We start from the raw sequence: 23,237 nt of genomic DNA on the forward strand, positions 1-23,237 counted from the left end.
AACTCGACGGGGGTCGGGAAGCGCACAGGTTGCGTCGGTCGAAGGACACACCGAAAGTGTCGCGAACACTGCCCGTCGGGGGCTGTGTGTCGTTCGGCCCACACGACCGCGCGGGTGCCGGACACCGGGTCGACGGGGGTCGGCGGTCTCCGGCACCCGCGTCCCCTCCTCGCCTGCCGGGTCACCCGGGCTGTCGGCTTCGATCACTAAGATCTGTCCATGCGACGACCCCGGGTGCCCGTCGATGAGCCGCCTGTTGATCTCCGACTCGCAACGCCGCACTCGCCTCATGCGCCGGCAACACCTCGATGTCTCGTCTCGAGCCGCCGACTCCGTAGAAGCCGCTGCCACGATGGTCGGTCTGCACGCGACCACACCGTCGACCGTCCACCTCGCCGCATGGGCCCGGGTCGATCCGGAGCTCTCGCGCGAGTCGGTCGACGCCGCCCTCTACGACGACCGGACGCTCGTCAAGCACCTCGCGATGCGTCGCACGCTGTTCGTCTTCCCGCGGGACATCCTGGCCGAGTCCGTCGGAGCCCTCGGGCCGCGGATCTCGGCGTCGGAACGTACCAACATGTTGCGCGACCTCCGCCGCAGTCCCGACTTCGACGACCCGGAGGGCTGGATTCTGACCGCGCGGCAGGCGGTCCTGGCCGAACTCGCCGGTGGTGAGTCGCTGACCTCCACCGAACTGCGCGAGCGTCTGCCCGCACTCGACGGCTACATCAGCCACGGCGCGGGCACCACGTGGGCGGGACGCGCTCCGATGGGCCCGCGTGTGCTCAACATGCTCGACGCCGAGGGGGCGATCGTCCGCGGACCCAACCGGCTGCGCTGGCATCTGTCGCGGCCGGCGTGGACATCCATGCCGCTCTGGCTCGGCGAGGACCTGCCGTCGATGAGCGTCCACGACGGGCACTGCGCGCTGATCGGACGCTGGCTGCGGACCTACGGACCCGGCACCGAGACGGACCTGGTGTGGTGGCTGGGGTCGACCAAGACCGCGGTCCGCGCGGCCCTCGCCGAACTGGAGACCGTCCAGGTCGACCTGGAGGGTGGCGGAGTCGGCCACGTCCTGCCCGACGATCTAGCCGACGACAGGGGGGACGAGCCGGTCGAACCGCAAGCCGTGCTCCTTCCCGAACTCGACCCGACCACGATGGGCTACAAAGAGCGCGGCTTCTATCTCGGCGGCCACGCGCCGCAGGTCTTCGACTCCGCGGGCAACGGTGGCCAGACCGCCTGGTGGGATGGTCGCATCGTCGGTGGCTGGTATCGCCGCGCCGACTCGACGATCGACGTCGTCCCGCTCGAACCGTTGTCAAGGGAAGCGCGTCGGGCTCTCGATGCCCGGGCCGAGGAACTCGCGGCATGGCTGGGGGACGAACCGCTGAAGACCGGCTACACCGCGCCGTATGCGAAAGGGTTGTAGGTCGACGCTTTCGCTTGGTTCGACATCTGTCAATATTGATGAATGTCGAACCAGAACCTGCTGGCGACGGTCTCCCGCGGCATGACGACCGACGAGGCGGAGACCGTCGCTCCGGCGTTGAAGGCACTCGCGGACCCGGTCCGGTTGCGGTTGTTGTCCGAGATCGCCGCGCATCCGGGAGGTGAGGCGTGCGTGTGTGACATCTCCGGACCGTTCGACCTCTCGCAGCCGACGATCTCGCACCATCTGAGAGTGCTGCGCGAAGCCGATCTGGTGACGAGCGAGCGACGCGCGACCTGGGTGTACTACCGCGTGAACACTGGTGCGCTACAAGAACTGTCGGGGCTGCTCGGCTGTCTCGCCACGGTTCTGGGGGAAGCACGTTCGTGTGAGGCCGGACGATGAACGTCACGGAAACCGCCGTCGCGGGCAGGCTGTCGATTCTCGACCGGTTCCTGCCGGTGTGGATCGGCGCCGCGATGGTGGTGGGTCTGCTGCTGGGCCGCAGTGTTCCCGGAGTGGGCAACGCGCTGGCGGCCGTCGAGCTCGACGGCATCTCGCTGCCGATCGCACTCGGGTTGCTGATCATGATGTATCCGGTGCTGGCCAAGGTGCGCTATGACCGGCTCGACTCGGTCACCGCCGACCGTCGCCTGCTGCTCGGGTCGCTGGCATTGAACTGGATCATCGGCCCGGCGTTGATGTTCGCGCTGGCCTGGCTCTTGCTGCCGGACCTGCCGGAGTACCGGACCGGACTGATCATCGTCGGGCTGGCGCGGTGCATCGCGATGGTCATCATATGGAACGACCTGGCGTGCGGTGACCGCGAAGCCGCTGCCGTCCTGGTCGCGCTGAACTCGGTATTCCAGGTGATCATGTTCGCCGTGCTGGGCTGGTTCTACCTCTCCGTGTTGCCCGGCTGGCTCGGCCTCGAACAGACGACCATCGACGCCTCGCCGTGGCAGATCGCGAAGTCGGTGCTGATCTTCCTCGGCATCCCGCTGGTGGCCGGATACCTCACCCGTCGTATCGGAGAGCGCGCCAAGGGCCGCGAGTGGTACGAGTCCGCGTTCCTGCCGCGTCTCGGGCCGTGGGCCCTCTACGGTTTGTTGTTCACCATCGTCATCCTGTTCGCATTGCAGGGTGAGCAGATCATGTCGCAGCCCTGGGACGTCGCGCGTATCGCTCTGCCGCTACTGATCTACTTCGCGGTGATGTGGGGCGGTGGGTTCGTGCTCGGCGCCGCGATGGGTCTGGGGTATGCGCGCACCACCACGCTCGCGTTCACCGCCGCCGGCAACAACTTCGAACTCGCCATCGCCGTCGCGATCGCCACCTACGGTGCGACCTCCGGCCAAGCGCTCGCCGGGGTCATCGGACCGCTCATCGAAGTGCCGGTCCTCGTTGCCCTCGTGTACGTGTCCCTGGCACTGCGGAAGCGGTTCTCTGCAACACCCGACTCGACTGGGGAGCCCGCGCGCCATGTCTGACCCCCTCAATGTGCTGTTCGTGTGCGTCAGCAACCGTGGCAAATCCGTGATGGCCGAACGTCTCTCGGTGACGGTCACCGACCGGATCGCGGCGTCGTCCGCCGGAACCAACGCGAAGATCGGCGGGCAGGTCAATGACTTGTCCGCGCAGGTGCTCGCCGAGGTCGGCGCCGACGCCGTCGGACATCAGCCGCGGCAGCTGACGGATGACCTGATGCGAGCCGCGGATCTGGTCGTGGTGGTCGGCACCGCCGAGGTCACCCCGCCCGACGGGGTGAGTGTCGAGGTGTGGAACACCGACGAACCCTCCGATCGAGGCATCGACGGCCTCGAACGGATGCGGTTGATCCGCGACGACATCACCACCCGCATCCGCGACCTCGCCGACCGCTTGGAGCAGTGAGCGTCTCAGAACGGTGGTGGGTCGGTGGCGTTCCACCCACCGACAAGAACGACGACGCTCGGTCAGCAGCAGGCTGTGCGAGCGTCGGCGGGGTCGGTGGCGCTACCGCCGCAGCACACCGAACCCTCGGCGGATTCGTCGACACCGCTCTCGGCCAACAGCTTCGGGCTGGTTCCGAAGGTGTCGGAATCCGCGAGCACGGTATAGATCTCCCACTTTTCGTCGCTCGGACCGGTGACCCACACCTTGTCTTGCGTTGCGAAACAACAGGTGGAGTTGATCTCCTGCTGTGTGAACATGCCTTCGCCGGACAGTCGGGCGATCTCGGCATGCACCGTCTCGCTCGATTCGACCTCCACTCCGAGATGGTTGATCGTGCCGCCCCGGCCCGGGTTCTCCAGGAGCACCAGTTTCAGCGGCGGTTCGACGATCGCGAAGTTCGCGTATCCGGGCTTTCGCTTGGCCGGCGGGGTGTCGAACAGCTTGGAGTAGAACTCGATCGCGGTATCGAGGTCATCGACATTGAGTGCGAGTTGCATGCGGGACATGAGGGGAACCACCTTCACCTGTGAGACATATGTCGAAAACATTGGTTCTTGCAGGATGTCACCTTTTCGACATATGTCAATGACGAAGGTATGGTCGGCTCATGCCCAAGACCTTGCCGGTGGTCGACATCAGCGCTCCCATCTGCTGTCCGCCGGTGTCGTCGGCGCCGCTGGACGACGAGGCCGCTCTCGAGATCGCGTTGCGACTCAAGGCACTTGCCGACCCGGTGCGCATCAAGCTCGTGTCGATCCTCCTCGCCGACAAGGAGGACGGGATCTGCACGTGCGATCTGGCGACGGCCGTCGGACTCGCCGAGGCCACGACGAGCCATCACCTGGGGCAGCTGCGAAAGGCCGGCATGGTGGCGCCCGAGCGTCGCGGCATGAACGTCTACTACCGTGCCCGGCCAGAATCGCTGGAGGCCGTGCGCAACGTTCTCAGCGCGACCGCCGGCTGCTGCTGAACGCGGGGGCCCTACGACTGGTCAGGGGTCACTCACCGACATGCGGCGGGACGGCGGCGGGGTCGGCCATCACGTCGGTGCCGCCGAGAGCCTTGTTCGCGCGGCGTTCCACCAGCAGCGGCACGAAGTCGCGGACTTCGGTCCCGCTGAAGTGCTCGTAGGCCTGCTCGACCGCGGCGGCGACGTCTTCTGGTCGTCGGTGTGAATAGAGGCCGATCAGCCGGTCCTGTACTTCGCTGATCTGACGAAGTTCGTCATTCGCATCCATGGACACAATTTAGTTCGAACACGACGAAGCGGTCTCTCCTGACGAATGGGTTCACGCACCGTTCATCTCGCCGCTATCGGCGCTCCACCTCGATCGGGGAGTGAGTCGACTGCCCGCAGGGCGAGACGGGGAGGGTCGGCGGTGAACGATCCGAGAACCTACGATGTCAGCCATGGTTCGTTCCGGCCGTCCCGTCGATCCCGTCGCACAGGCGCAGGCACGCGTGCTGATGGAGGAGCTCGAACGTGTCGCGGATTCCCTCGTGGACAGGCTGCAGAACGGAACCGGGGGCGAGAAGGCCCTCCGCACGGCGCGTCGGGAACTCTACGAAGTCCGCGAGCACGTACGACGCCTCCAGGACAGATACGAACTCTCCGCCTGACCGCGCGCCCCGCGTTTCGATGAATTCGAGGGTCGGACCGGGTCTGACCCGGTGGACTGTACTCACCATCGACATTCACCGAGCGAAAGGCACCGTCATGCGAGAGGAATCGTCATGAGCGCGGCATTCCCACCCGTCGCCGACCGCGACACCTGGGCGGCGGCGCTGGCCGACCTGCGGCGCCGCGAGAAGGCGGCGACCCGCGAACTCGACGCCATCGCCGCGCAGCGTCGTCGACTCCCGATGGTCGAGATGGACGACTACGTCCTCACTGGGCCCGCCGGGCCGATCCGTCTGGTCGACATCTTCGACGGACGCTCACAGCTGATCGTCTACAACCACATGTGGACCGACGGCGCCCGGTTCCAGTGCCCGGGTTGTACCGGGTTCACCACCCAGTTCTCTCGGCTCGACTACCTCGCCGACTACGACGCGCGGTTCGTCATCATCACGCACGGGCCGATGGACGAGATCCTGGCCTACAAGCGGCGCGTCGGTAACCGCATGGACTGGTACTCGTCGGGGGGTACGACCTTCTCCGCCGACGTCGACGCCGCCCCGGGCGAAGGCTTCGCCCTCAACGTCTTCCTCCGCGACGGTGACACCGTGTATCGCACCTGGCACTCGACCGGTCGTGGTACCGAACAACTCGGCTTCACCTTCGGACTCCTCGACGTCCTGCCCTACGGACGCCAGGAGGAGTGGCAGGATTCGCCGGACGGCTGGCCGCAGAGCCCGACCTACTCGCGCTGGCGCGGTTCGGAGGAGATGGCCGCCGCGTACGGTGACCCTGACGCGTGACCCACGCCCACGCGCAGAACCCGCTGGTCAGCGTTCACAGGAATCTCCCAGCGTGCCTACAGTGAGGTTCCAGGGCCGGCTGGAACTCTGGTCGTGTGAGTGAAGTGGCGAAACAGAACAGCACGCGCGGCGCGAAGGTCCTCGTGGTCGACGATGAGGAGAACATCCGTCAACTGCTGTCGGTGTCGCTGAAGTTCCAGGGTTACGAGGTCGAGACCGCCGCCGACGGTCCGGCGGCCCTCGACCGATGCCGCATCGCCAAACCCGACGTCCTCGTCCTCGACGTGATGATGCCGGGGATGGACGGGTTCGGGCTGCTGCGCCGGCTGCGTGCCGACGGGGTCGAGGCGCCGGCCCTGTTCCTGTCGGCGCGCGACACGGTGGAGGACAAGATCAACGGCCTCACCATCCGCGGGGACGACTACGTCACCAAACCCTTCAGTCTCGAAGAGGTCGTCGCCCGGTTGCAGGTGTTGCTGCGCCGCAGCGGTTTCGACGACCAGAAGCGCGCGTCGTCGAAGATCACCTTCGCCGACATCGAACTCGACGACGAGACCCACGAGGTGTTCAAGGCGGGCGAACTGGTCGCCCTCTCGCCGACGGAGTTCACGCTGTTGCGCTACTTCATGGTGAACGCGGGCACGGTGTTGTCGAAGCCGCGCATCCTCGACCATGTCTGGAACTACGACTTCGGCGGCGAGGTGAACGTCGTCGAATCCTATGTGTCGTACCTTCGGCGCAAGCTCGACACCGGGGACAAGCGACTCATCCACACCCTCCGCGGCGTCGGCTACGTGATGCGTGAGCCCCGTGACTGATGCGACGGTGACGGGTACCGGCCGCGGCACGCGGAAGCGCGGTGTCCCCCTGCGGATCTCGATGGTGGCGCTGACGGTGCTGCTCGTCGCCATCGGACTCCTCGCCTCCGGTGTCGCGGTGACCTCGTCGATGCGGCAGGACCTCATCTCCCGCGCCGACGAGGGGCTGGAGAACGCGGTACGCACGTGGGCCGAACCCCGTGGTCTCCTCGGCGACGGCCCCGGCCCACCCGGGCCCCGCCGGCCGCCGTCGCCCTACTACGTCGAGTCCGTCGTCTACGGGCCCGGCGGGATGTCGGCCGACAACGTCTACAACCAGTTCGACGACGCACCCGACCTGAGTGGACTGACCGGTGACAACGCCGGACCCGTCACCGTCCCGTCGGTCGACGGGGACGGGCCACAGTGGCGGGTCATCAAGCACAGCAACAGCTTCGGCAGATCCATCGTGGCCACCCCGATGTCCGACATCGACGACACGGTCAGCAGGCTAGTCTGGCTGCAGCTCGCGATCGGCGCGCTGGTCGTCCTGCTCATCGGGGTGCTGAGCTACGTCCTGGTGCGCACGAGTCTGCGCCCGCTCCGCCGGGTCGAGGAGACCGCGCACGAGATCGCGGAGGGCAATCTGACGCGGCGGGTGCCGCCGGCGCCGCCGAACACCGAGGTCGGCAGTCTGTCGGACTCGCTGAACCGGATGCTCGGCCAGATCCAGCATGCGTTCGCCTCGACGGCCGCGTCCGAACAGCAGGCCCGCGCCTCCGAGGAGCGGATGCGCCGTTTCGTCGCCGACGCCAGCCACGAACTACGGACCCCGCTCACGTCCATCAAGGGATTCGCCGAACTCTATTCACAGGGCGGCGTCCCCGACGTGACCGACGCGATGCGGCGCATCGACGACGAGGCCGGCCGGATGAACCTGCTGGTGGAGGATCTGCTGATGCTCGCGCGACTCGACGCGCAGCGGCCGCTGGACTCGGCACCCGTCGACCTCCTCGGCCTGGCCGCCGATGCCGTGCAGAGCGCCCGTGTCGCCGCCCCCGAGCGCGAGATCCGGCTCGACGTCGTCCCGGGCGATCGGCCGCCGGTCGTGCTCGGCGACGGGCCCCGCCTGGTCCAGGTGCTGCGCAACCTCATCGGCAACGCCGTGAACCACACCCCGGCGGACGCCTCGATCACGGTCGGGGTGAGCGTCGACGACGCCGCGAGCCCCGGGGAGGCGGTGCTGACCGTCGCCGACACCGGGCCGGGGCTCTCGCCGGAGGACGCCGAGCGCGTCTTCGAACGCTTCTACCGCGGGGACTCGTCCCGACATCGCGGCTCCGGCGGCGGTAGCGGCCTCGGCCTCTCGATCGTCGCGGCACTGGTCGCCGCGCACGGCGGCCGCGTCGGCGTGGACACGAGCCCCGGTGTGGGAGCCACGTTCTGGGTGCGCCTACCGCTCGCGGAGGCCGATTAGATCAACCGGCGCAACTTCGCGAACTCGGTGACGTCGTCCCGGAACCGATCGAGTCCGACGAGGGTGTACATGCCGTCGATCTGCCGGTTGGCCCACAGCTGATGGATGCGGCGCAGGTCGGATTGCCGTGACTTCCAGCCGATCCCGTCGATCACCGCGAGTACCAGCTGGGTGGGCAACCGCACCTCGGCCATCTCCTCGATCTCACGGACCGCGTCGGTGAGTTTGGAACCGGTCGAGTCGAAACCCTTGGCCGCCACCACGATGTCGGCCGACGACGGGTCGCCGACGATGAGGTCGGCGGGCGCGGTCCGGCCGTTGCGTCCCGCGAACCGCGAGCGGGTGACGTAGTCGAGGCCGATGTCGCGGGCGATGTCCTCGATCTCGTCCTCGATACGCCGGCCCGACGCGCCCGCGCGAGTGGCGGTGGCGCGGGTGCCGGCGCGGGCCACGAGGATGTCGGCGAAGGTGAACGTGCGGGACAGCTGGGTGCGCAGCATGCGGACCAGGTGGAATTCGGTGTCGAGCCAGGTCACCAGCTCGACCGGTTGTGTCCGGGCCAGCGCGTGCCAGCCGCTGGTGTCGAACCGGTCGCGCAGCGCGTTCTTCAGCTTCTCCTGGGACAGCCCGACCGCGAGCCCCAGTACGGGGACATCGGTGGGGTTGTCGCGCACCCACGCCGCCAGTCCCGCGATGTCGGTGTCGAGCAGTTCACCGAGACGCGCCGTGGCCTGGGTGATCCGCTCGGCCTCCGGCGTCGACGCGGTCGGGTCGACGTGAGAGGTCAACCGGCCCAACGATTGCAGATAGTCGTCGAAGTCGCCCGCGGTGCTCATCGTGGAGAGTCGTCCGCTCAGTCCCGGCCGATGAACAGGTACTCGCTCACGTCGCGGCGGGTCGCGGCCGCGTGGGTGCCGAAGCTGTACTTGTGGTCGATCGCGATGACCTCCACCGACGGCTTGACCTTCCCGAGCAGGTCGACGATGCGATCTTTGCCCGGCAACGCATTCGACGAGTACGACAGCACGATGGCGCCGGCGTCCTCGAAATGCTCGAACGTACGCAGCAGCGCGTCCTCGATCGTCCGCTTGTAGGCGAACGGCGTGAAGCGTTTCGGCAGCTTCTTGGTCTTGGTGTTCTCCATGATGCTCATCCCGCGCCAGTAGGCCGACAGGCCTTCGAGGAAGTGGTAGCGCTTGATGTAGTCGTTGTCGTCGGTCGGCGGGGCGTACGGAGGATCGAGGTACACGAGGTCTGGTGCCGCCCAGGGTAATTCGAGGTCGAAGATGTCGCCCTGCACGCTCCGGCTGTTGCGTCCGTTGCTGAACACGGTCGCGTTGTAGTCCGCGGCCGCCCGCAGGCGGAAGTGGTCGCGCAGCGACATCGTCAGGTCGCGACGACCGTCGGCGTAACGCGTCGAGTCGGTGAAGGTGAACACACCACGGGGTTGTTTGCGCGCGGCCGAGAGAACGAGGGCGGCGATCGCAAGGTCGCGCCGGTACCCGCGCAAGGCGTCGACGTGCGACCACGCCGAGTCCAGGAAGGCCCGGTCCTCGGTGGTGAAGTACAGGCCGTCGAACGTCCGTGAGATGTAATCGCGATCGTCGGCGGGGGGACCGCAGATGGCGTCGATCAGGTCCGGCTCGAGCCGGACACTCGAATTGGCCACCGACGCCCTGGTGATGATGTGCGGGAAGTTGAGGAAGTCGTTGCTGACGACCTCGAAGCCCTGCGCCTTCAGGAGATACGACACGACCCCGGAACCGGAGAACGCGTCGACCGCGGTGGACCCGCCGATCTCCGCGAAGGTGCGTTCGAGGTGGGGCAGCAGCCGGTATTTGGAGCCCATGTACCGGAGGCGGGGGAACCGTTGGGCGCGGGCCAGGATGTCGCTGGATCCGACGACGGCTCGGGACGTGCGTCCTGCCCGGGATGATTCTGGCCCACTCACACCGAAAAGAATGTCATGGACCCCTGACATCCGGGGACAACACTCGCCGTCGCCGGCGGCGTCACCGTGGCGACGCCCGCAACACCTAGACTCGGCCCATGGCATCGGTCTTCAGCATGATCATCAATGGCGATCTCCCCGGTCGATTCGTCTGGAAGGACGGCGAGGCGGTCGCGTTCCTCACGATCGAACCGGTCACGCCCGGTCACGTCCTGGTGGTTCCCCGCGCCGAGGTCGACCACTGGGAGCAGATGGACACCGCCGCGTTCGCCCATCTCAGCGCGGTCGCACAGAACGTGGGACGCGCGGTGAAGGACGCCTTCGACGCACCTCGGATGGGTCTGCTCATCGCCGGCCTCGAAGTCCCGCACGTGCACGTCCACGTGTTCCCGGCGCTCTCGATGCAGACCTTCGACCTCGCGAACGCGAACAAGAACGCACGTCCCGAGGACCTCGACGCCGCGGCCGAGAAGATCCGCGCGAGCCTGCGTTCACTCGGGTACGGCGAGTACGTCGCCGACTGACCCGACCGTCCGGCAAACCCACCACTTTTCGGCGAACCCACCCCTCGTCAGGGTGCTGGGTATGCCGAAAAGGGGTGGGTTTGCGTAGGGCTCACACCGTCCGGTGGATCAGCAGCGGTAGCACCGCGGTGGCGCCGGCCTCGCGGAGGGCGGCGGCGGCCAGGGTGATCGGCCAGCCCGAGCCGTTGGCGTCGACCACGAGCAGCACGGCGCGGCCCGCGACGTCGGGCGGGTCGCCGAGGTGGTCGCGCCAGTACGCGGCTTCGACCGCGCCGGTCGCGTCGGTGGGCGGATCGCCCATGCGCACGGGAAAACTGCCGCCCTCGCGTTTCCCGACCTTCCGCAGGTGGTCGGCCAGGGTCTCGGCCAGGACGGTGCCGGTCAGACGGAGCGACACGATGACGTCAGCCCGGATACCGGTGTCGCGCACCCACGCGGCCAGCGTCGCAACCGCGGCGTCGCCCAACTCGGCGAGCGCGCGCTCGTCGCCGTTGCGGGCCGCGGCCAGCACCTCGACCCACTCCGGGGCGTCGGCATGGGCCAGGACACGACCCGGCTCGGCCAGGAGATCGGCGGAAATTCTTCCGCGACGCCCGAATTCGCCGCCCGGCCACATCTTGCGGGGGTCCAGGGTCTGGGCCTTGCGACGCAGCGTCGAGGTCACGGTGCGGACGATCTCGGCGTCGACCGAATCGGGGAGTCCTTCGCTGAGGGCGCCCCGGCAGACCGAGCAGCGTCCGCAGTCCGCGGCCTGCGGGTCGTCGAGGGATTCGGTCAGCAACCGCATGAGGCACGTGCGGCCCGCGATGTAGGCGCGCATGATGTCGGCCTCCCGACGGCGCACGGCGAGGATGCCGTCGTAGTGCTCGGCGTCGTAGGTCCAGGGCTTGCCGGTGACGACCCACCCGTCGGCGGTCCGGTCGGTGACGCCGTCGACCGCCAGTTGCTTCAGCATCAACTCGATACGCGTGCGCCGGAAGCGGGTGGCGGCCTCGAGCTGCACCACCGACTGCGGCTCCCCCGCGGATTCCAGGGCGGCGAGCAGGTCACGCATCTTGTCGGGATCGGGGATGGTCGCGGTCGCGAAATGGTCCCAGATCCGGTCGTCGGTCTGCGACGCCAAGAGCATCACGACGGCGTCGTCGAGGGCGCGTCCGGCACGGCCGACCTGCTGGTAGTAGGACACCGGCGACGGCGGCGACCCGACATGCACCACGAAGCCGAGATCTGGCTTGTCGTAACCCATTCCGAGCGCCGACGTCGCGACCAGCGCCTTGACCTCGTTGCGCAGCAACGCGTCCTCGAGTTCATGGCGGCGGTCGGCGTCGAGCTGGCCGGTGTAGGCCGCCACCGCGACGGCGTCGCCATGGACGGCCCGGATCGCCTCGACCAGGCGGTCGGCGTCGGCGACGGTCAGCACGTAGACGATGCCTGACACCGGCAGCGAAGGCAGCGACTGCGCGACCCACCCGTACCGCTGGACTGGGGAGAGGCCGTCGAGGACATTGAGATGCAGGGACTTCCGCGCCAGCGGTCCGCGGAGGACGAGTGTCGGCTCACCACCGGAGCCGGCATCGAGCTGAAGCGGCGACGTCGTCGGTGACGCGGGCATTGGCGGTGGCGGTGGTGGCCAGGACCGGCGTCGTCGGGTTGACGGTACGCAGCACGTCGGCGACGCGGCGGTAGTCCGGGCGGAAGTCGTGACCCCAGTCGGACACCGCATGTGCTTCGTCGATGACGAGCAGGCCGAGGTTGCCGGCCAAGGCGTCGAGAACCCGGCGACCGAAGCCCGGATTGGCGAGCCGTTCCGGTGACACGAGCAGCACGTCGAGGTCGCCGGCGCGCAGCTGTGCCTCGATCATCGACCACTCGTCGACATTGGACGAGTTGAGCGTCGCCGCCGACAACCCACCGCGAGCGGCGGCGGCGACCTGGTCGCGCATGAGCGACAGCAGCGGTGACACGATGAGCGTCGGCCCCCCGCCACCCGCCCGGATGATCGCGGTCGCCGACCAGTAGACCGCCGACTTGCCCCACCCGGTCGCCTGGACGACCAGCACGCGGGCGCCGCGCTCGGTGGGATCGGCGGGCCGGCCGGCCAGTGCGGTCACGGCCCGGAGCTGGTCGTCGCGCAGCGCGGCGCCCTCACCGGCCAGGCTGGTGATGACACGGTTGGCGGCGGTCAGCTGGTCCGGGGCGAGGGTTGCGGCCATGCGCCCCAATGTAGTGGCGCCCTCGGACACGCCGACGCGGTCCGTCCACACCGCGGCGTGTACCCGGCGAAGCGTTCACAGGAACCTGGCAGTTCACATGCAGGGTGACGCGAGGCTGGGAATCGAGAGTTGTCCGCATGATCCCAGAAGCACCGCCGGGCGCCCCGGCGCAGATGTACACCGTCGCCGACACCTCTACGCCGAATCCAGTACTCGACATCGTGGTCCCCGTCTACAACGAACAGGACGACATCGCCTCGTCGGTGCGACGCCTGGCCGACCACCTGCGCGCGCATGTGCCGTACGCGTCGCGGATCACCGTCGCCGACAATGCCAGCACCGACGAGACCCTCGAGATCGCCGTCGCACTGGCCGGTGAACTCGAGGGCGTTCGGGTCGTCCATCTCGAGCAGAAGGGCCGCGGACGCGCGCTGAGCGCGGTGTGGCAGCACAGTGACGCCGAGATCGTCGCGTACTGCGACGTCGACCTCTCGACCGACCTCAACGCCCTGATGCCGCTCATCGCCCCGCTGGTGTCGCGGCACTCCGACATCGCGATCGGGACGCGCCTCAACCGCTCCGCACGCGTGGTCCGAGGACCCAAGCGCGAGTTCATCTCCCGCTCGTACAACCTTATGCTGCGTACTGCGATGGGCGCCCGGTTCTCCGATGCGCAGTGCGGATTCAAGGCCATGCGCACCGACATCGCCCGCGAACTGCTGCCGTTCGTCGCCGACACCGGCTGGTTCTTCGACACCGAGCTTTTGGTCCTCGCCGAACAGATCGGTCTGCGCATCGCCGAGGTGCCGGTGGACTGGGTCGACGACCCCGACAGCACCGTCGACATCGTGCCGACCGCGATCGCGGATCTGAAAGGCTGTGCGCGCGTGGGCCTCGCACTCGCCATGGGCCGGTTGCCGATCGCCCAGCTGCGCGCCTCCATCGGCCGCGACCGGGCCGCGGGACCACAGCTCGACGGGGTGCCGACGGGCATGGTCGGGCAGCTCGCCCGCTTCTGCGTGGTGGGCGTGGCCTCGACGCTGGCCTACGCGGTCCTGTTCCTGGCGCTGCACTCGTTCTTGGGCGCCCAGGTCTCCAACGTGGTCGCGCTCGCGATCACCGCGGTCCTCAACACCGCCGCCAACCGGCGCTTCAGCTTCGGCATCCGCGGACGCGACAACGCCCTGCGTCACCAGCTCTTCGGCCTCGGCGTCTTCCTCTTCGGCTGGGTCGTCACCTCGGGTGCGCTGTTCGTTCTCCACACCGTCGCCCCCGACGCGACGAAACACATTGAACTGATGATCCTGGTGATCGCGAACCTGGTGGCGACGCTCACCCGGTTCGTCGGTCTCCGCTGGGTGTTCCGCAAGGCGCCCGCTCACCACACGGAGGTTGCCGCATGAGTACCACCCTCGTCTCCCCGTCGGGCTCGGTGGCGCCCGCGGACTCCTCAGAAGCAACGCGTTCACCGGCGAAAAGTGGCATCTGGGAACGTCTCTCGCTGGCGGTGCTGCTGATCGGCACCACGGTGGCCTACCTGTGGAATCTGTCGATCAACGGGTGGGCCAACTCCTTCTACTCGGCTGCGATCCAGGCCGGTTCCCAGTCGTGGAAGGCGTGGTTCTTCGGGTCGTCGGACATGGCGAACTCGATCACGGTCGACAAACCGCCTGCTTCCCTGTGGATTCCGGGGCTCAGCGCCCGGATCTTCGGGGTCAACCCGTGGTCGATCCTGGTGCCCGAGGCGCTGATGGGCGTCGCCTCGGTGGCGCTGCTCTACGTGATCACCCGGAAGTACTTCGGCCACTGGGCCGGCATCGTCGCTGGGGTGACCCTCGCGGTGACACCGGTCGCGGCGATGATGTTCCGCTTCGACAACCCCGAGGCGCTGCTCATCCTGCTGATGATCGCCGCGGTCTGGTCGATGATGAAGGGACTCGAGGACGGACGGTGGCGATGGCTGGTTCTGACCGGCGTGTTCGTCGGCTTCGGTTTCCTCACCAAGCAACTCCAGGTCATGCTGATCGTGCCGCCGCTGGCGGTCACCTACCTCGCCTTCGGGCCGCGTGGTTGGTTGCGCCGGATCGGACAACTGTTCGCCGCGCTCGGCGCGATGATCGTCAGCGCCGGCTGGTGGATTCTCGCCGTCGAGCTGTGGCCCGCGTCGTCGCGTCCGTACATCGGTGGCTCGCAGAACAACTCGATCCTCGAGTTGACCCTCGGCTACAACGGCCTCGGCCGGCTCAACGGCAACGAGACCGGCGCCGTCGTCCCCGGTGGTGGGGGAAACGCGATGGAGGGCATGGGCGGTGGACCGGGTGGCCCCGGAGGCGGGGGCGGCGCGTGGGGCGAGACCGGCTGGCTGCGGATGTTCGAACCCGCGCAGGGCGGTCAGATCGCCTGGCTCATCCCGACCGGCCTGATCCTCGCTGCCGTGGCACTCGTACTGATCGGCAGGGCCCGACGAACCGACCCGCGCCGTGCGTATCTGGTCGTCTGGGCGCTGTGGCTGCTGGTCACGATGGGTGTCTTCAGCTTCATGGCCGGGATCTTCCATCAGTACTACACGGCGGCACTGGCTCCCGCGGTCGCCGCGGTCGTCGCCGGCGGCGCGGCGGTGTGCTGGTCGCACCGGGACCGGCTGTGGGTGCGGATCGCGCTCGGGATCTCCGTCGCGGCCGCCGCGATCTGGGGCTTCGTCCTGCTCGATCGCACACCCGACTTCGTGCCGTGGCTGCGATACGCGGTCCTCGTCGTGGGACTCCTCGCCGCGGTGGCCATGGTCTTCACCCAGCGTCGGACCGTCGCGGCCGCAGCGCTCATCGGGGCCATCATGGCGGGCCTGGCCGGGCCGGTCGCCTACACCGTCGACACCATCGCGACCGAGAAGAGCGGATCCATCATCACCGCCGGACCGCGCGTCGAGGGCGAATTCGGTCCCGGTGGCGGTGGGCCGGGTGGACGAGGTGGCCCGGGTGGTCCCGGCGGACGGGGCATGCCCGGCATGCCACCGCAGGGATTGGGAGCACCCGGGCAGGGGATGCCCGGTATGGGTCAACAGGATGGGGGCGGTCGCGGTGGCGACGGAGCCGCCGGGGGACTGCTCCGTGGTTCGACGCCGTCGGCGGCGCTCGTGGACAGGCTCACCGCCGACGCCGACGAGTACACGTGGGTCGCAGCTGCCGTGGGCTCGATGTCGGCGTCGGGCTACCAGCTCGAGACCGGACACTCGGTGATGCCGATCGGCGGATTCAACGGCAGCGATCCGTCGCCGACCCTGGCCGAATTCCAGCAGCTCGTGGCCGCGAAGAAGATCCACTACTTCATCGGTGGCGGTTCTGGTCCCGGTATGGGGGGCGGCATGGGCGGCAACTCGTCGCAACCGTCGTCGCAGATCAGCACCTGGGTGCAGGAGAACTTCACCGCCGTCACCGTCGACGGCGTGACCCTGTACGACCTCACCCAGCCCACGAGCTGACCGGCGCCGACACCGTTTGGGCGGTCACGGGTACCGGCGTTTAGAGTCATGGACGTGCGCGTACTCGTGATCGGCTCGGGCGGCCGCGAACATGCCCTCCTCATCGGTCTGGCGAACGATCCGGCGGTCACCGACCTGCACGTCGCCCCGGGCAACGCCGGCACCTCGTCGATCGCCACGAACCATCCCGTCGACGCCGTCTCCGGCGACGCGGTCGTCGCGCTGGCACGCGAGATCGGCGCCGACCTCGTGGTCATCGGTCCCGAGGTGCCCCTGGTCCTCGGGGTCGCCGACGCCCTGCGCGCGGCCGGCATCGCGACCTTCGGTCCGAGTGCCGAGGCCGCGCAGATCGAGGGGTCGAAGGCCTTCGCGAAGGACGTCATGAAGGCCGCGGGGGTCACGACCGCCCACGCCGAGATCGTCGACAATCCCGCCCGGCTAGACGCCGCACTCGACCGGTTCGGCCCGACCTGGGTCGTCAAGGACGACGGTCTGGCCGCGGGCAAGGGCGTCGTCGTCACCGCGGACCGTGACGTCGCCCGCGATCACGCGGCCGAGTGCCTCGAGAGCGGCCACCCCGTCCTGCTGGAGAGCTTCCTCGACGGGCCGGAGGTGTCGCTGTTCTGCCTCGTCGACGGCGAGACCGTGGTGCCCCTGCTGCCTGCGCAGGACCACAAGCGCGTCGGGGACGACGACGCCGGACCGAACACCGGCGGGATGGGTGCCTACACGCCGTTGCCCTGGCTGCCCGCCGAGATGACCACGCGCATCGTCGACGAGGTCGTCAAACCCGTTGCCGCCGAGATGGTTCGACGAGGCATCCCGTTCTCCGGCCTGCTGTACGCCGGTCTGGCGATCGGGTCTGACGGGCCCGCCGTCGTCGAATTCAACTGTCGCTTCGGCGATCCGGAGACCCAGGCGGTGCTGGCCCTGCTCGAATCGCCGCTCGGGCAGGCGCTGCACGCGACCGCCACCGGCACCCTCGCCGACCTCCCGCCGCTGCAGTGGCGCGACGGGGCCGCGGTCACCGTCGTGGTCGCCGCGGAGAACTACCCCGGCAAGCCGCGAACCGGCGACCTCATCACCGGTGCCGACACCGACGGGGTGCTGCACGCCGGCACCGCGCGCAACGCCGACGGCGCCGTCGTCTCCTCGGGTGGGCGGGTGCTCGCGGTGGTGGGCACCGGCGCCGATCTCGCCGAAGCTCGCGAGCAGGCCTACGCGCGGATCGCCAACATCAAGCTCCCCGGTTCGCACTTCCGCCGCGACATCGGCCGCAACGCCCTCGAGGGCCGGATCAGCATCTGAGTCTCGCTCACTCGTCCCGTTCCCGATCACCGAAATCGGTTGTGCGCGAACGAAATAGGGAACGACGGTCGACTCAGACCGCCAGGTTCCGCCCGAGGAACTCGACCTGCTCGGGCAGGACGCTGCGCCAGTAGCGATTGGTGTGACCACCCGCCGCGGTCCCGAACGCCGCCGGTGGCCGGAGTCCGGCGGCCCACTGCCGCGTGTAGGTGTAGAACTGGTCGCTCGAGCCGATGTTGATCAGCAGCGGGATCTTCGCGAACTTCGGCTGGGCTCCGAACAGCGAGTTCGTCTGGTAGTCGGCGAGGCCGTCGAAGGCGCGCGGCGGGAAGTTGCGCGGGTCGGCCCACATCGCGGGGGAGCTGACCGCGACCGCGGCGACACGCGGCGAACCCAGCATGGCCGCCAGGCGCAACGCGCCGTACCCGCCCATCGACCATCCGAACAGGCCGATGCGTTCGGTGGACAGGTCCAGGTCCGGATTGCTCGCGAGCATCGGCAGGAACTCGTCGAGGATCATCGCGCCCCCGTCGGCGCCGTCGGTGCGTCGGTGGTAGTAGTTGCGCCCGATGTCGGCGGCGGCCAGCGCGAACGGCGCGTTCCCGGCGTCGACGTACTGCTGCATCACCGACTGCATCTCGAGCTTCGGCCCGAAGATCGACTTCTCGTTGGTGTTGAGCGCGTGCAGCACGACGACGACGGGCAGGGTGCCCGTCACCCCGTTGGGCCGGGCGACGGCCCAGCGCGTGTCACGCCCGGCCATGCGCGCCGAGCGGAAGCTGCCGGTGATCAGCGGTGGGCCGCCGGTGACCGGTGGCGGCGACGCCTCGACCGGTAGTTCATCGTCGGCCCGACCCTCGAGCTTGCGGGGCTCCACCGACGTCGGCGGGGTCGACCCCGAGCACGCGGCGACCCCCAGGGCGGCGGCGCCGAGGCCGGCGGCCAGGACAGCACGACGCCCGACGAACGCACGGGCGTGTTCGTCGGGATTGCTCGGGAGGGGTGGCACTCGGGTCATCGAGTCAACAGGGTAATGGCCGACCCCCGTCCCGCCGCAACGGAATGGCTCCCGACGCGCACCGTTGTGAGGAATCTCCTCTCAGCTGTGCTGCCAGAAACCGGCGTGGACCTCGTGTGCGGCGTCGATTGCGAACGGACCGCGTACCACGATCGGCCGACTGCCCGCCTCGAAGATCCGTCGGCACGGCATCGCCAGCGTGGGATTGGCGGGATCGTCGCCGGTCATCTCCCGCAGGTCGTCCTCGCCGAGCGCGTAGACGACCGTCCCGACCCCGGCCCAGTAGATCGCGCCGGCGCACATGGCGCACGGCTCGGTGCTGGTGTACAGCGTCAGCTCGGCGCGCGTGTCGAGATCGAGGTGCCCGACCGCGCGGACGACGTTCGTCTCGGCATGCCCGGTCGGGTCACCCGCGGTGTCCACGGAATTCATCGCTTCGGCGACCACGCTGCCGTCCGGCGCCAGCAGCAGTGAGCCGAACGGGTGGTCGCCGCGCGTCCGGGCCCGGGCGGCGAGGTCGATCGCCTGCCGGAGATGGGTGATGTCTGGGTCCTCGTGACTGTCGGGGGACATGTCCCGATCGTCGCACGGTTCCGCACGCCGGCGTGGGGCGAACGGCGAGTGTCTCAGGCCTGCCCGACGAGTTCACAGCTGAAGTCGACGGGCCGCGCGCGCCGGTCGAACTCGACGTGCGCCACCGACTCGCCGTCGGTGACGTCGCAGATCGGCGACCGGCCGCCGTCGGAGCCGGTGCGCCAGCTGATGTGCCAGCCGCGGCGGGCGGCCATCCCGTGGATCGCCACCCGATGATCGTTGACCGCAAGTGATCTCATCACCGTCGGCATCGTGGTGGCGAAGTCGGCGAAGGTCGGTTCGGGCAGCGCGACGTCGTCGAGGAGGTACACCGCGAGATCCCCGTCGTCGTGCTGTGCCGTCCAGTACGGACTGATCCCGGTGCTCTCGACCGCGGCCGCGGCCACGATGTCGATCGCCTCTGTCCGGTAGTCGGCGATCTGGTCGCGAGACAGGCTGGGCGGCAACGACACCCGGGGAACGGCGAAATCATCGACGCCGAATCGGGCGCCGACGTCGCGCAGCGCGGCGGCTGGACCCGCCGGTTCGCCGCGGGGATGGGCCCACCCCCACACGATCGCGTCCGATTCGATGACCGCGATCAGGGTGGCACGCGAACGGACACAGTCGCGCTGCCCGCCCGGGTCGGACGAGACTGTCGAGGTGAAGACGACGGACCGCTCCGCCGGGTCGCAGCGCGACTCGAAGCTACCGAGCCGTTCGCGCAGGAAGTCGGCGAACGCGACCTGCCGCAGACAGGTGTAGAGCGCCGCGTAATCGGCGACAGCATGGAGGCCGTCGAACTGCATGAGGTCACGGTAACCGCGGGTATGGTCGTCGTACCCCTCTGTCCGACGTCCGACTGACGGCCGACCGCCGTCGGGCATTTCGCCGAGGTCAGCGGGCTTATACGGGAATCCGCCTGGGCGTGTATCGCTTTGGTGAAAGCGATACGACGGTACCGGCCCTTTGGCAGCATTGACTCCCATGATGACCTCGGCGGCGACACCGAAGGGTGCGCGGCGGCGGTCTCGACTGATCGAGGCTGCCGGCGAGTTGCTGCTCGAAGGAGGCTTCGATGCGGTGCGTCATCGCGCGGTGGCCGAGCGTGCGCAACTACCGCTGGCGTCGACCACCTACTACTTCGGTTCCCTCGACGACCTGATGGCCGAGGCCGCCGCCAATCTGTGCGCGCACGACGAGACCGCAGTCGCCGCCCGCTGCAACGCTCTTCCGCGCCGGCACCGGGGCAGCACGGCGACGGCGGGTGCCCTCGCCGACGTCTTCGTCGGTTCCGACACCACCCTTCAGCAACTGTCCGCGCGGTACGAGATGATCGCGCTCGCGGCGCGGTATCCGCTACTGCGCGAGGTCGTCGCGAGTCGGGGACAATCGCTCGCGTTCCATCACTGCGAGGTCCTCGTGAAGTCGCACCGGGTCGCCGATCCGGCGCACATCGCACAACTGATCGGCATCGAGGACGGAGCGATCGTGGGAGCGTTGTCCCAGACGGCCGTACGACCGGTCGACGCGGTGCGCGACGCCCTGCTCAACGTCGTCGACGTCCTCGCCCCGCGGGAGTGACCGGACGGAGCGCCCGGGCCGAACCTCGCGAACTCACCGCGCGGTGGACGCGGCGATGACACGATGGGTCGTCAGGTCACCGACGGGGAAGGGGATCGCGTGTCAGCGAGACGATGGATGGTGGGAGTCGGGGCCGCGCTCGGCGCGGCCGTCATGGCAGCGACGGCGTTCGTCGCCCCGACAGCGCAGGCCGCGCCGGCCGGGCGGGTCGATGCGTCGGTTCCGTTCTCCTCGGCGGTCTACGGCACCGGCTGCACCTATCCGCTGACCGTGGCGGTCAACTCGTCCGGCTGGGTCGAGTTCTTGGAGGTCAAGGCGGGTCTGCCGCCGCGCTTCGTCGGACGCGACCTGCCGCAGGGTGCGCTCGCCTCGACCACCTGGGTGCCGCACCGGACCGGTGACAAGTATCTGTATGCCGTGCAGAACGGGAAGGTGTCGGCGCCGACGTTCGTCCGCGTGCGACAGGGTTACGGGTCCAACGGGGCGTGCATCGCGTTCTGACGGTGTGTGCGCGGCCCTCTCCGGGTTTTGAGGATCGCGACGGCCGCGACCTACACTGACCGGGTGTCGAAGCCCGTCATCGCCAACGTCCTGGCCAGCCGCTATGCCTCCGCCGATCTCGCCGAACTGTGGTCGGCGAGCACCAAGATCGAGCTCGAACGGCGACTGTGGATCGCGGTCCTCAAGGCGCAGCGCGACCTCGGCATCGACGTACCGGCCGACGCCATCGCCGACTACGAGCGCGTCGTCGACCAGGTCGATCTCGCATCCATCGCCGAGCGTGAACGGGTCACCCGCCACGATGTGAAGGCCCGGATCGAGGAGTTCAACGCCCTGGCCGGCCACGAGCAGATCCACAAGGGCATGACCAGCCGCGACCTCACCGAGAACGTCGAGCAGCTGCAGATCCTGCGTTCGCTCGAACACGTCCACGCCCACGGCGTGGCAGTGCTCGCGCGCATCGTCGCACGCGCCGCCGACTACTCGTCGACGGTGATGGCCGGACGCAGTCACAACGTCGCCGCCCAGGCCACCACGCTCGGCAAGCGGTTCGCCTCGGCCGCCGACGAGCTGATGATCGCGCTCACCCGGTTGCGCGAACTCATCGACCGCTACCCGCTGCGCGGGATCAAGGGGCCGATGGGCACCTCGCAGGACATGCTCGACCTGCTCGGCGGCGACGCGGTGAAGCTCGCCGACCTCGAGGGCCGGGTCGCCGATCACCTCGGGTTCGCCCGCTCGTTCACCTCGGTCGGCCAGATCTATCCGCGGTCGCTCGACCACGACGTGGTGTCGGCACTCGTGCAGCTGGCGGCCGCGCCGTCGTCGCTGGCCCACACCATCCGGCTGATGGCGGGCCACGAGCTGGTCACCGAGGGCTTCCAGCCCGGTCAGGTCGGCAGCTCGGCGATGCCGCACAAGATGAACACCCGCAGCTGCGAACGCGTCAACGGGCTCGCGGTCGTACTCCGCGGATACGGCTCGATGGCCGCCGAACTGGCGGGCGCGCAGTGGAACGAGGGCGACGTCTTCTGCTCGGTCGTCCGTCGCGTGGCCCTGCCCGACGCGTTCTTCGCGATCGACGGACTGATGGAGACCTTCCTGACGGTGCTCGACGAGTTCGGCGCCTACCCGGCCGTGATCGCCAACGAACTCGACCGTTATCTGCCGTTCCTCGCGACCACCAAGGTCCTGATGGCCGCGGTGCGCGCCGGCGTCGGGCGGGAGACCGCGCACGAGGCGATCAAGGAGAACGCGGTCGCGGTCGCGCTCGCCATGCGGGAGGAGGGACGCGAACCCGACCTCCTCGACCGGCTCGCCGCCGACGACCGCATCCCGCTCGACCGCACCGGGCTCGACGCGTTGCTGGCCGACAAGACGGCCTTCGTCGGTGCCGCCGAACAGCAGGTCGCCGACGTCATCGCGGCCGCGGAGAAGATCATCGGGCAGTACCCCGACGCCGCCGGCTACTCGCCGGCGCCGATCCTGTAGCTCTCCGCCATCTCACTCCGGCGCGGTGACGTCGGAGTGCCTGCTACCCCCTGCTCCCTGAGGAGCGCGACCCCGTCTGCTCCCTGAGGTGCGAGCGAAGCGAGCCACGAAGGGCTCCGCAACGTGTCTCACCAGGCCCTTCGTGGCTCGTCGCTATCGCTCCTCACACCTCAGGGAGCAATGGGGTCGTTCTTTCGGATTAGGGAGCAGAAGGTCGGCTCTGTCACTCGGGGGTCGAGACGTCGGAGTGCCCGAGGTTCCAGTCCGGGAGGGCGGTGTCGCGCACGCGACGCTTGAGTTCGGGAGCACCGGGGAAGCCGCCGTCGCGCTTGCGTTCCCAGATCTGGGTGCCGTCGACGTCGATGGCGAACACCCCGCCCGTGCCGGGGACGAGGGTCACCGCGCCGATCTCGGTGCCGAAGGTGTTCAGCAGTTCCGAGGCCATCCACGACGCTCGCAGCAGCCAGTTGCACTGCGTGCAGTAGGTGATGGTGATGTGCGGCTCGCTCATCGGTCCAGGATCGCAGACCC

Annotated in this window: 24 protein-coding genes and 1 pseudogene; 16 read left to right on the forward strand and 9 right to left on the reverse strand. The window is 68.7% G+C overall.

Annotated elements, in window-relative coordinates; translation table 11 throughout:
* Window positions 1-244: 244 nt before the first annotated feature.
* The 4 genes from MVF96_RS03805 to MVF96_RS03820 are packed head-to-tail and all read left to right on the forward strand — an operon-like array spanning window position 245 to window position 3,328.
* Entirely contained in the window at window positions 245-1,435 is a 1,191-nt protein-coding gene (locus tag MVF96_RS03805; protein ID WP_247451286.1) for a winged helix DNA-binding domain-containing protein, read from the forward strand.
* Window positions 1,436-1,477: 42 nt separating this feature from the next.
* Window positions 1,478-1,840 carry an ArsR/SmtB family transcription factor gene (locus MVF96_RS03810; protein WP_065631509.1) on the forward strand — a complete coding sequence of 121 codons (363 nt, stop codon included), beginning with the start codon at window positions 1,478-1,480 and terminating at the stop codon, window positions 1,838-1,840.
* Window positions 1,837-2,925 carry an ACR3 family arsenite efflux transporter gene (gene arsB, locus MVF96_RS03815; RefSeq protein WP_247451287.1) on the forward strand — a complete coding sequence of 363 codons (1,089 nt, stop codon included), beginning with the start codon at window positions 1,837-1,839 and terminating at the stop codon, window positions 2,923-2,925. Before MVF96_RS03810 ends, arsB begins: the two co-directional genes overlap by 4 nt.
* Window positions 2,918-3,328, forward strand: coding sequence for an arsenate-mycothiol transferase ArsC (locus MVF96_RS03820; RefSeq protein WP_159370061.1), 411 nt, complete (start codon window positions 2,918-2,920; stop codon window positions 3,326-3,328). The genes arsB and MVF96_RS03820 overlap by 8 nt, the downstream gene beginning before the upstream one ends.
* A 62-nt stretch (window positions 3,329-3,390) precedes the next feature.
* Here MVF96_RS03820 and MVF96_RS03825 read toward each other — a convergent pair whose 3' ends face one another.
* The gene (locus MVF96_RS03825) at window positions 3,391-3,876 is read right to left on the reverse strand and encodes an ArsI/CadI family heavy metal resistance metalloenzyme (protein WP_159370062.1); all 486 of its coding nucleotides are present in this window, start codon (window positions 3,874-3,876) and stop codon (window positions 3,391-3,393) included.
* A 101-nt stretch (window positions 3,877-3,977) separates the two neighbouring features.
* On the opposite strand from MVF96_RS03825, the gene MVF96_RS03830 reads away from it, so the two are divergent.
* A complete protein-coding gene (locus MVF96_RS03830) occupies window positions 3,978-4,340 on the forward strand; it encodes an Rv2640c family ArsR-like transcriptional regulator (RefSeq protein WP_058251241.1) in 363 nt (120 codons plus the stop codon).
* A gap of 28 nt (window positions 4,341-4,368) precedes the next feature.
* Here MVF96_RS03830 and MVF96_RS03835 read toward each other — a convergent pair whose 3' ends face one another.
* On the reverse strand, window positions 4,369-4,608 hold the full coding sequence (locus MVF96_RS03835; protein ID WP_247451289.1) for a three-helix bundle dimerization domain-containing protein: 240 nt from the start codon (window positions 4,606-4,608) through the stop codon (window positions 4,369-4,371).
* A 172-nt stretch (window positions 4,609-4,780) separates the two neighbouring features.
* Between MVF96_RS03835 and MVF96_RS03840 the strand changes: the two genes are divergently transcribed.
* The 4 genes from MVF96_RS03840 to MVF96_RS03855 all read left to right on the forward strand — a co-directional run bounded on the left by MVF96_RS03840 (window position 4,781) and on the right by MVF96_RS03855 (window position 8,065).
* A complete protein-coding gene (locus MVF96_RS03840; protein WP_058251239.1) occupies window positions 4,781-4,990 on the forward strand; it encodes a hypothetical protein in 210 nt (69 codons plus the stop codon).
* A gap of 114 nt (window positions 4,991-5,104) precedes the next feature.
* Window positions 5,105-5,791, forward strand: coding sequence for a DUF899 domain-containing protein (locus tag MVF96_RS03845; protein WP_247451291.1), 687 nt, complete (start codon window positions 5,105-5,107; stop codon window positions 5,789-5,791).
* 95 nt (window positions 5,792-5,886) lie between these two features.
* Entirely contained in the window at window positions 5,887-6,609 is a 723-nt protein-coding gene (locus tag MVF96_RS03850; RefSeq protein ID WP_247451293.1) for a response regulator transcription factor, read from the forward strand.
* 61 nt (window positions 6,610-6,670) lie between these two features.
* On the forward strand, window positions 6,671-8,065 hold the full coding sequence (locus tag MVF96_RS03855; RefSeq protein WP_247452049.1) for a sensor histidine kinase: 1,395 nt from the start codon (window positions 6,671-6,673) through the stop codon (window positions 8,063-8,065).
* On the opposite strand, the gene MVF96_RS03860 is transcribed toward MVF96_RS03855, so the two are convergent.
* Window positions 8,062-8,901 carry a hypothetical protein gene (locus MVF96_RS03860; protein ID WP_247451295.1) on the reverse strand — a complete coding sequence of 280 codons (840 nt, stop codon included), beginning with the start codon at window positions 8,899-8,901 and terminating at the stop codon, window positions 8,062-8,064. The genes MVF96_RS03855 and MVF96_RS03860 overlap by 4 nt on opposite strands.
* A gap of 17 nt (window positions 8,902-8,918) precedes the next feature.
* Entirely contained in the window at window positions 8,919-10,016 is a 1,098-nt protein-coding gene (locus tag MVF96_RS03865; RefSeq protein ID WP_418930417.1) for a DNA adenine methylase, read from the reverse strand.
* A gap of 98 nt (window positions 10,017-10,114) precedes the next feature.
* On the opposite strand from MVF96_RS03865, the gene MVF96_RS03870 reads away from it, so the two are divergent.
* Window positions 10,115-10,540 (forward strand): HIT family protein, encoded by a 426-nt coding sequence (locus tag MVF96_RS03870; protein ID WP_004020640.1) that lies wholly within the window; start codon window positions 10,115-10,117, stop codon window positions 10,538-10,540.
* Between the two features lie 91 nt (window positions 10,541-10,631).
* Here MVF96_RS03870 and MVF96_RS03875 read toward each other — a convergent pair.
* Window positions 10,632-12,753 (reverse strand): annotated as a pseudogene (locus MVF96_RS03875) (RecQ family ATP-dependent DNA helicase).
* A 137-nt stretch (window positions 12,754-12,890) separates the two neighbouring features.
* Here MVF96_RS03875 and MVF96_RS03880 point away from each other — a divergent pair.
* Genes MVF96_RS03880 through purD form a run of 3 tightly spaced genes read left to right on the forward strand, consistent with a single transcriptional unit; the run spans window position 12,891 to window position 17,539 of the window.
* Window positions 12,891-14,156 carry a bifunctional glycosyltransferase family 2/GtrA family protein gene (locus MVF96_RS03880; RefSeq protein ID WP_159370074.1) on the forward strand — a complete coding sequence of 422 codons (1,266 nt, stop codon included), beginning with the start codon at window positions 12,891-12,893 and terminating at the stop codon, window positions 14,154-14,156.
* Window positions 14,153-16,231: an ArnT family glycosyltransferase gene (locus MVF96_RS03885; RefSeq protein WP_247451297.1), complete on the forward strand. Its 2,079-nt coding sequence runs from the start codon at window positions 14,153-14,155 to the stop codon at window positions 16,229-16,231. The genes MVF96_RS03880 and MVF96_RS03885 overlap by 4 nt, the downstream gene beginning before the upstream one ends.
* Before the next feature lie 54 nt (window positions 16,232-16,285).
* Entirely contained in the window at window positions 16,286-17,539 is a 1,254-nt protein-coding gene (gene purD, locus MVF96_RS03890; protein WP_175401151.1) for a phosphoribosylamine--glycine ligase, read from the forward strand.
* A gap of 73 nt (window positions 17,540-17,612) precedes the next feature.
* Here the strand turns inward: purD and MVF96_RS03895 are convergent, their stop codons facing one another.
* The 3 genes from MVF96_RS03895 to MVF96_RS03905 form a co-directional block, all read right to left on the reverse strand.
* Window positions 17,613-18,557 (reverse strand): alpha/beta hydrolase, encoded by a 945-nt coding sequence (locus tag MVF96_RS03895; protein WP_068971235.1) that lies wholly within the window; start codon window positions 18,555-18,557, stop codon window positions 17,613-17,615.
* 81 nt (window positions 18,558-18,638) lie between these two features.
* The gene (locus tag MVF96_RS03900) at window positions 18,639-19,130 is read right to left on the reverse strand and encodes a nucleoside deaminase (RefSeq protein WP_165630588.1); all 492 of its coding nucleotides are present in this window, start codon (window positions 19,128-19,130) and stop codon (window positions 18,639-18,641) included.
* A gap of 53 nt (window positions 19,131-19,183) precedes the next feature.
* Entirely contained in the window at window positions 19,184-19,939 is a 756-nt protein-coding gene (locus MVF96_RS03905; RefSeq protein ID WP_247451299.1) for a DUF6882 domain-containing protein, read from the reverse strand.
* A 181-nt stretch (window positions 19,940-20,120) separates the two neighbouring features.
* Here MVF96_RS03905 and MVF96_RS03910 point away from each other — a divergent pair, with 181 nt between their 5' ends.
* The 3 genes from MVF96_RS03910 (at window position 20,121) to purB (ending at window position 22,706) form a co-directional block, all read left to right on the forward strand.
* Entirely contained in the window at window positions 20,121-20,714 is a 594-nt protein-coding gene (locus MVF96_RS03910; RefSeq protein WP_205333427.1) for a TetR/AcrR family transcriptional regulator, read from the forward strand.
* 99 nt (window positions 20,715-20,813) lie between these two features.
* Complete coding sequence (locus MVF96_RS03915; protein WP_205333414.1) at window positions 20,814-21,215, forward strand: hypothetical protein; 402 nt, start codon at window positions 20,814-20,816, stop codon at window positions 21,213-21,215.
* Window positions 21,216-21,278: 63 nt separating this feature from the next.
* On the forward strand, window positions 21,279-22,706 hold the full coding sequence (gene purB, locus MVF96_RS03920) for an adenylosuccinate lyase (RefSeq protein ID WP_247451301.1): 1,428 nt from the start codon (window positions 21,279-21,281) through the stop codon (window positions 22,704-22,706).
* A 223-nt stretch (window positions 22,707-22,929) separates the two neighbouring features.
* On the opposite strand, the gene MVF96_RS03925 is transcribed toward purB, so the two are convergent.
* Window positions 22,930-23,217, reverse strand: coding sequence for an Rdx family protein (locus MVF96_RS03925; protein WP_247451303.1), 288 nt, complete (start codon window positions 23,215-23,217; stop codon window positions 22,930-22,932).
* Window positions 23,218-23,237 lie beyond the last annotated feature (20 nt).

The organism is Gordonia hongkongensis, from assembly GCF_023078355.1.
In the GTDB taxonomy this organism is placed as follows: Bacteria; Actinomycetota; Actinomycetes; order Mycobacteriales; family Mycobacteriaceae; genus Gordonia; species Gordonia hongkongensis.

Excerpts from the sequence above, each read along its gene's own strand:
- MVF96_RS03805 (WP_247451286.1), top strand. The coding sequence starts at position 245 with ATGAGCCGCCTGTTGATCTCCGACTCGCAACGCCGCACTCGCCTCATG.
- MVF96_RS03810 (WP_065631509.1), top strand. The coding sequence starts at position 1,478 with ATGTCGAACCAGAACCTGCTGGCGACGGTCTCCCGCGGCATGACGACC.
- arsB (WP_247451287.1), top strand. The coding sequence starts at position 1,837 with ATGAACGTCACGGAAACCGCCGTCGCGGGCAGGCTGTCGATTCTCGAC.
- MVF96_RS03820 (WP_159370061.1), top strand. The coding sequence starts at position 2,918 with ATGTCTGACCCCCTCAATGTGCTGTTCGTGTGCGTCAGCAACCGTGGC.
- MVF96_RS03825 (WP_159370062.1), bottom strand. The coding sequence starts at position 3,876 with ATGTCCCGCATGCAACTCGCACTCAATGTCGATGACCTCGATACCGCG.
- MVF96_RS03830 (WP_058251241.1), top strand. The coding sequence starts at position 3,978 with ATGCCCAAGACCTTGCCGGTGGTCGACATCAGCGCTCCCATCTGCTGT.
- MVF96_RS03835 (WP_247451289.1), bottom strand. The coding sequence starts at position 4,608 with ATGGATGCGAATGACGAACTTCGTCAGATCAGCGAAGTACAGGACCGG.
- MVF96_RS03840 (WP_058251239.1), top strand. The coding sequence starts at position 4,781 with ATGGTTCGTTCCGGCCGTCCCGTCGATCCCGTCGCACAGGCGCAGGCA.
- MVF96_RS03845 (WP_247451291.1), top strand. The coding sequence starts at position 5,105 with ATGAGCGCGGCATTCCCACCCGTCGCCGACCGCGACACCTGGGCGGCG.
- MVF96_RS03855 (WP_247452049.1), top strand. The coding sequence starts at position 6,671 with ATGGTGGCGCTGACGGTGCTGCTCGTCGCCATCGGACTCCTCGCCTCC.
- MVF96_RS03860 (WP_247451295.1), bottom strand. The coding sequence starts at position 8,901 with ATGAGCACCGCGGGCGACTTCGACGACTATCTGCAATCGTTGGGCCGG.
- MVF96_RS03870 (WP_004020640.1), top strand. The coding sequence starts at position 10,115 with ATGGCATCGGTCTTCAGCATGATCATCAATGGCGATCTCCCCGGTCGA.
- MVF96_RS03880 (WP_159370074.1), top strand. The coding sequence starts at position 12,891 with ATGATCCCAGAAGCACCGCCGGGCGCCCCGGCGCAGATGTACACCGTC.
- MVF96_RS03885 (WP_247451297.1), top strand. The coding sequence starts at position 14,153 with ATGAGTACCACCCTCGTCTCCCCGTCGGGCTCGGTGGCGCCCGCGGAC.
- MVF96_RS03895 (WP_068971235.1), bottom strand. The coding sequence starts at position 18,557 with ATGACCCGAGTGCCACCCCTCCCGAGCAATCCCGACGAACACGCCCGT.
- MVF96_RS03900 (WP_165630588.1), bottom strand. The coding sequence starts at position 19,130 with ATGTCCCCCGACAGTCACGAGGACCCAGACATCACCCATCTCCGGCAG.
- MVF96_RS03905 (WP_247451299.1), bottom strand. The coding sequence starts at position 19,939 with ATGCAGTTCGACGGCCTCCATGCTGTCGCCGATTACGCGGCGCTCTAC.
- MVF96_RS03910 (WP_205333427.1), top strand. The coding sequence starts at position 20,121 with ATGACCTCGGCGGCGACACCGAAGGGTGCGCGGCGGCGGTCTCGACTG.
- MVF96_RS03925 (WP_247451303.1), bottom strand. The coding sequence starts at position 23,217 with ATGAGCGAGCCGCACATCACCATCACCTACTGCACGCAGTGCAACTGG.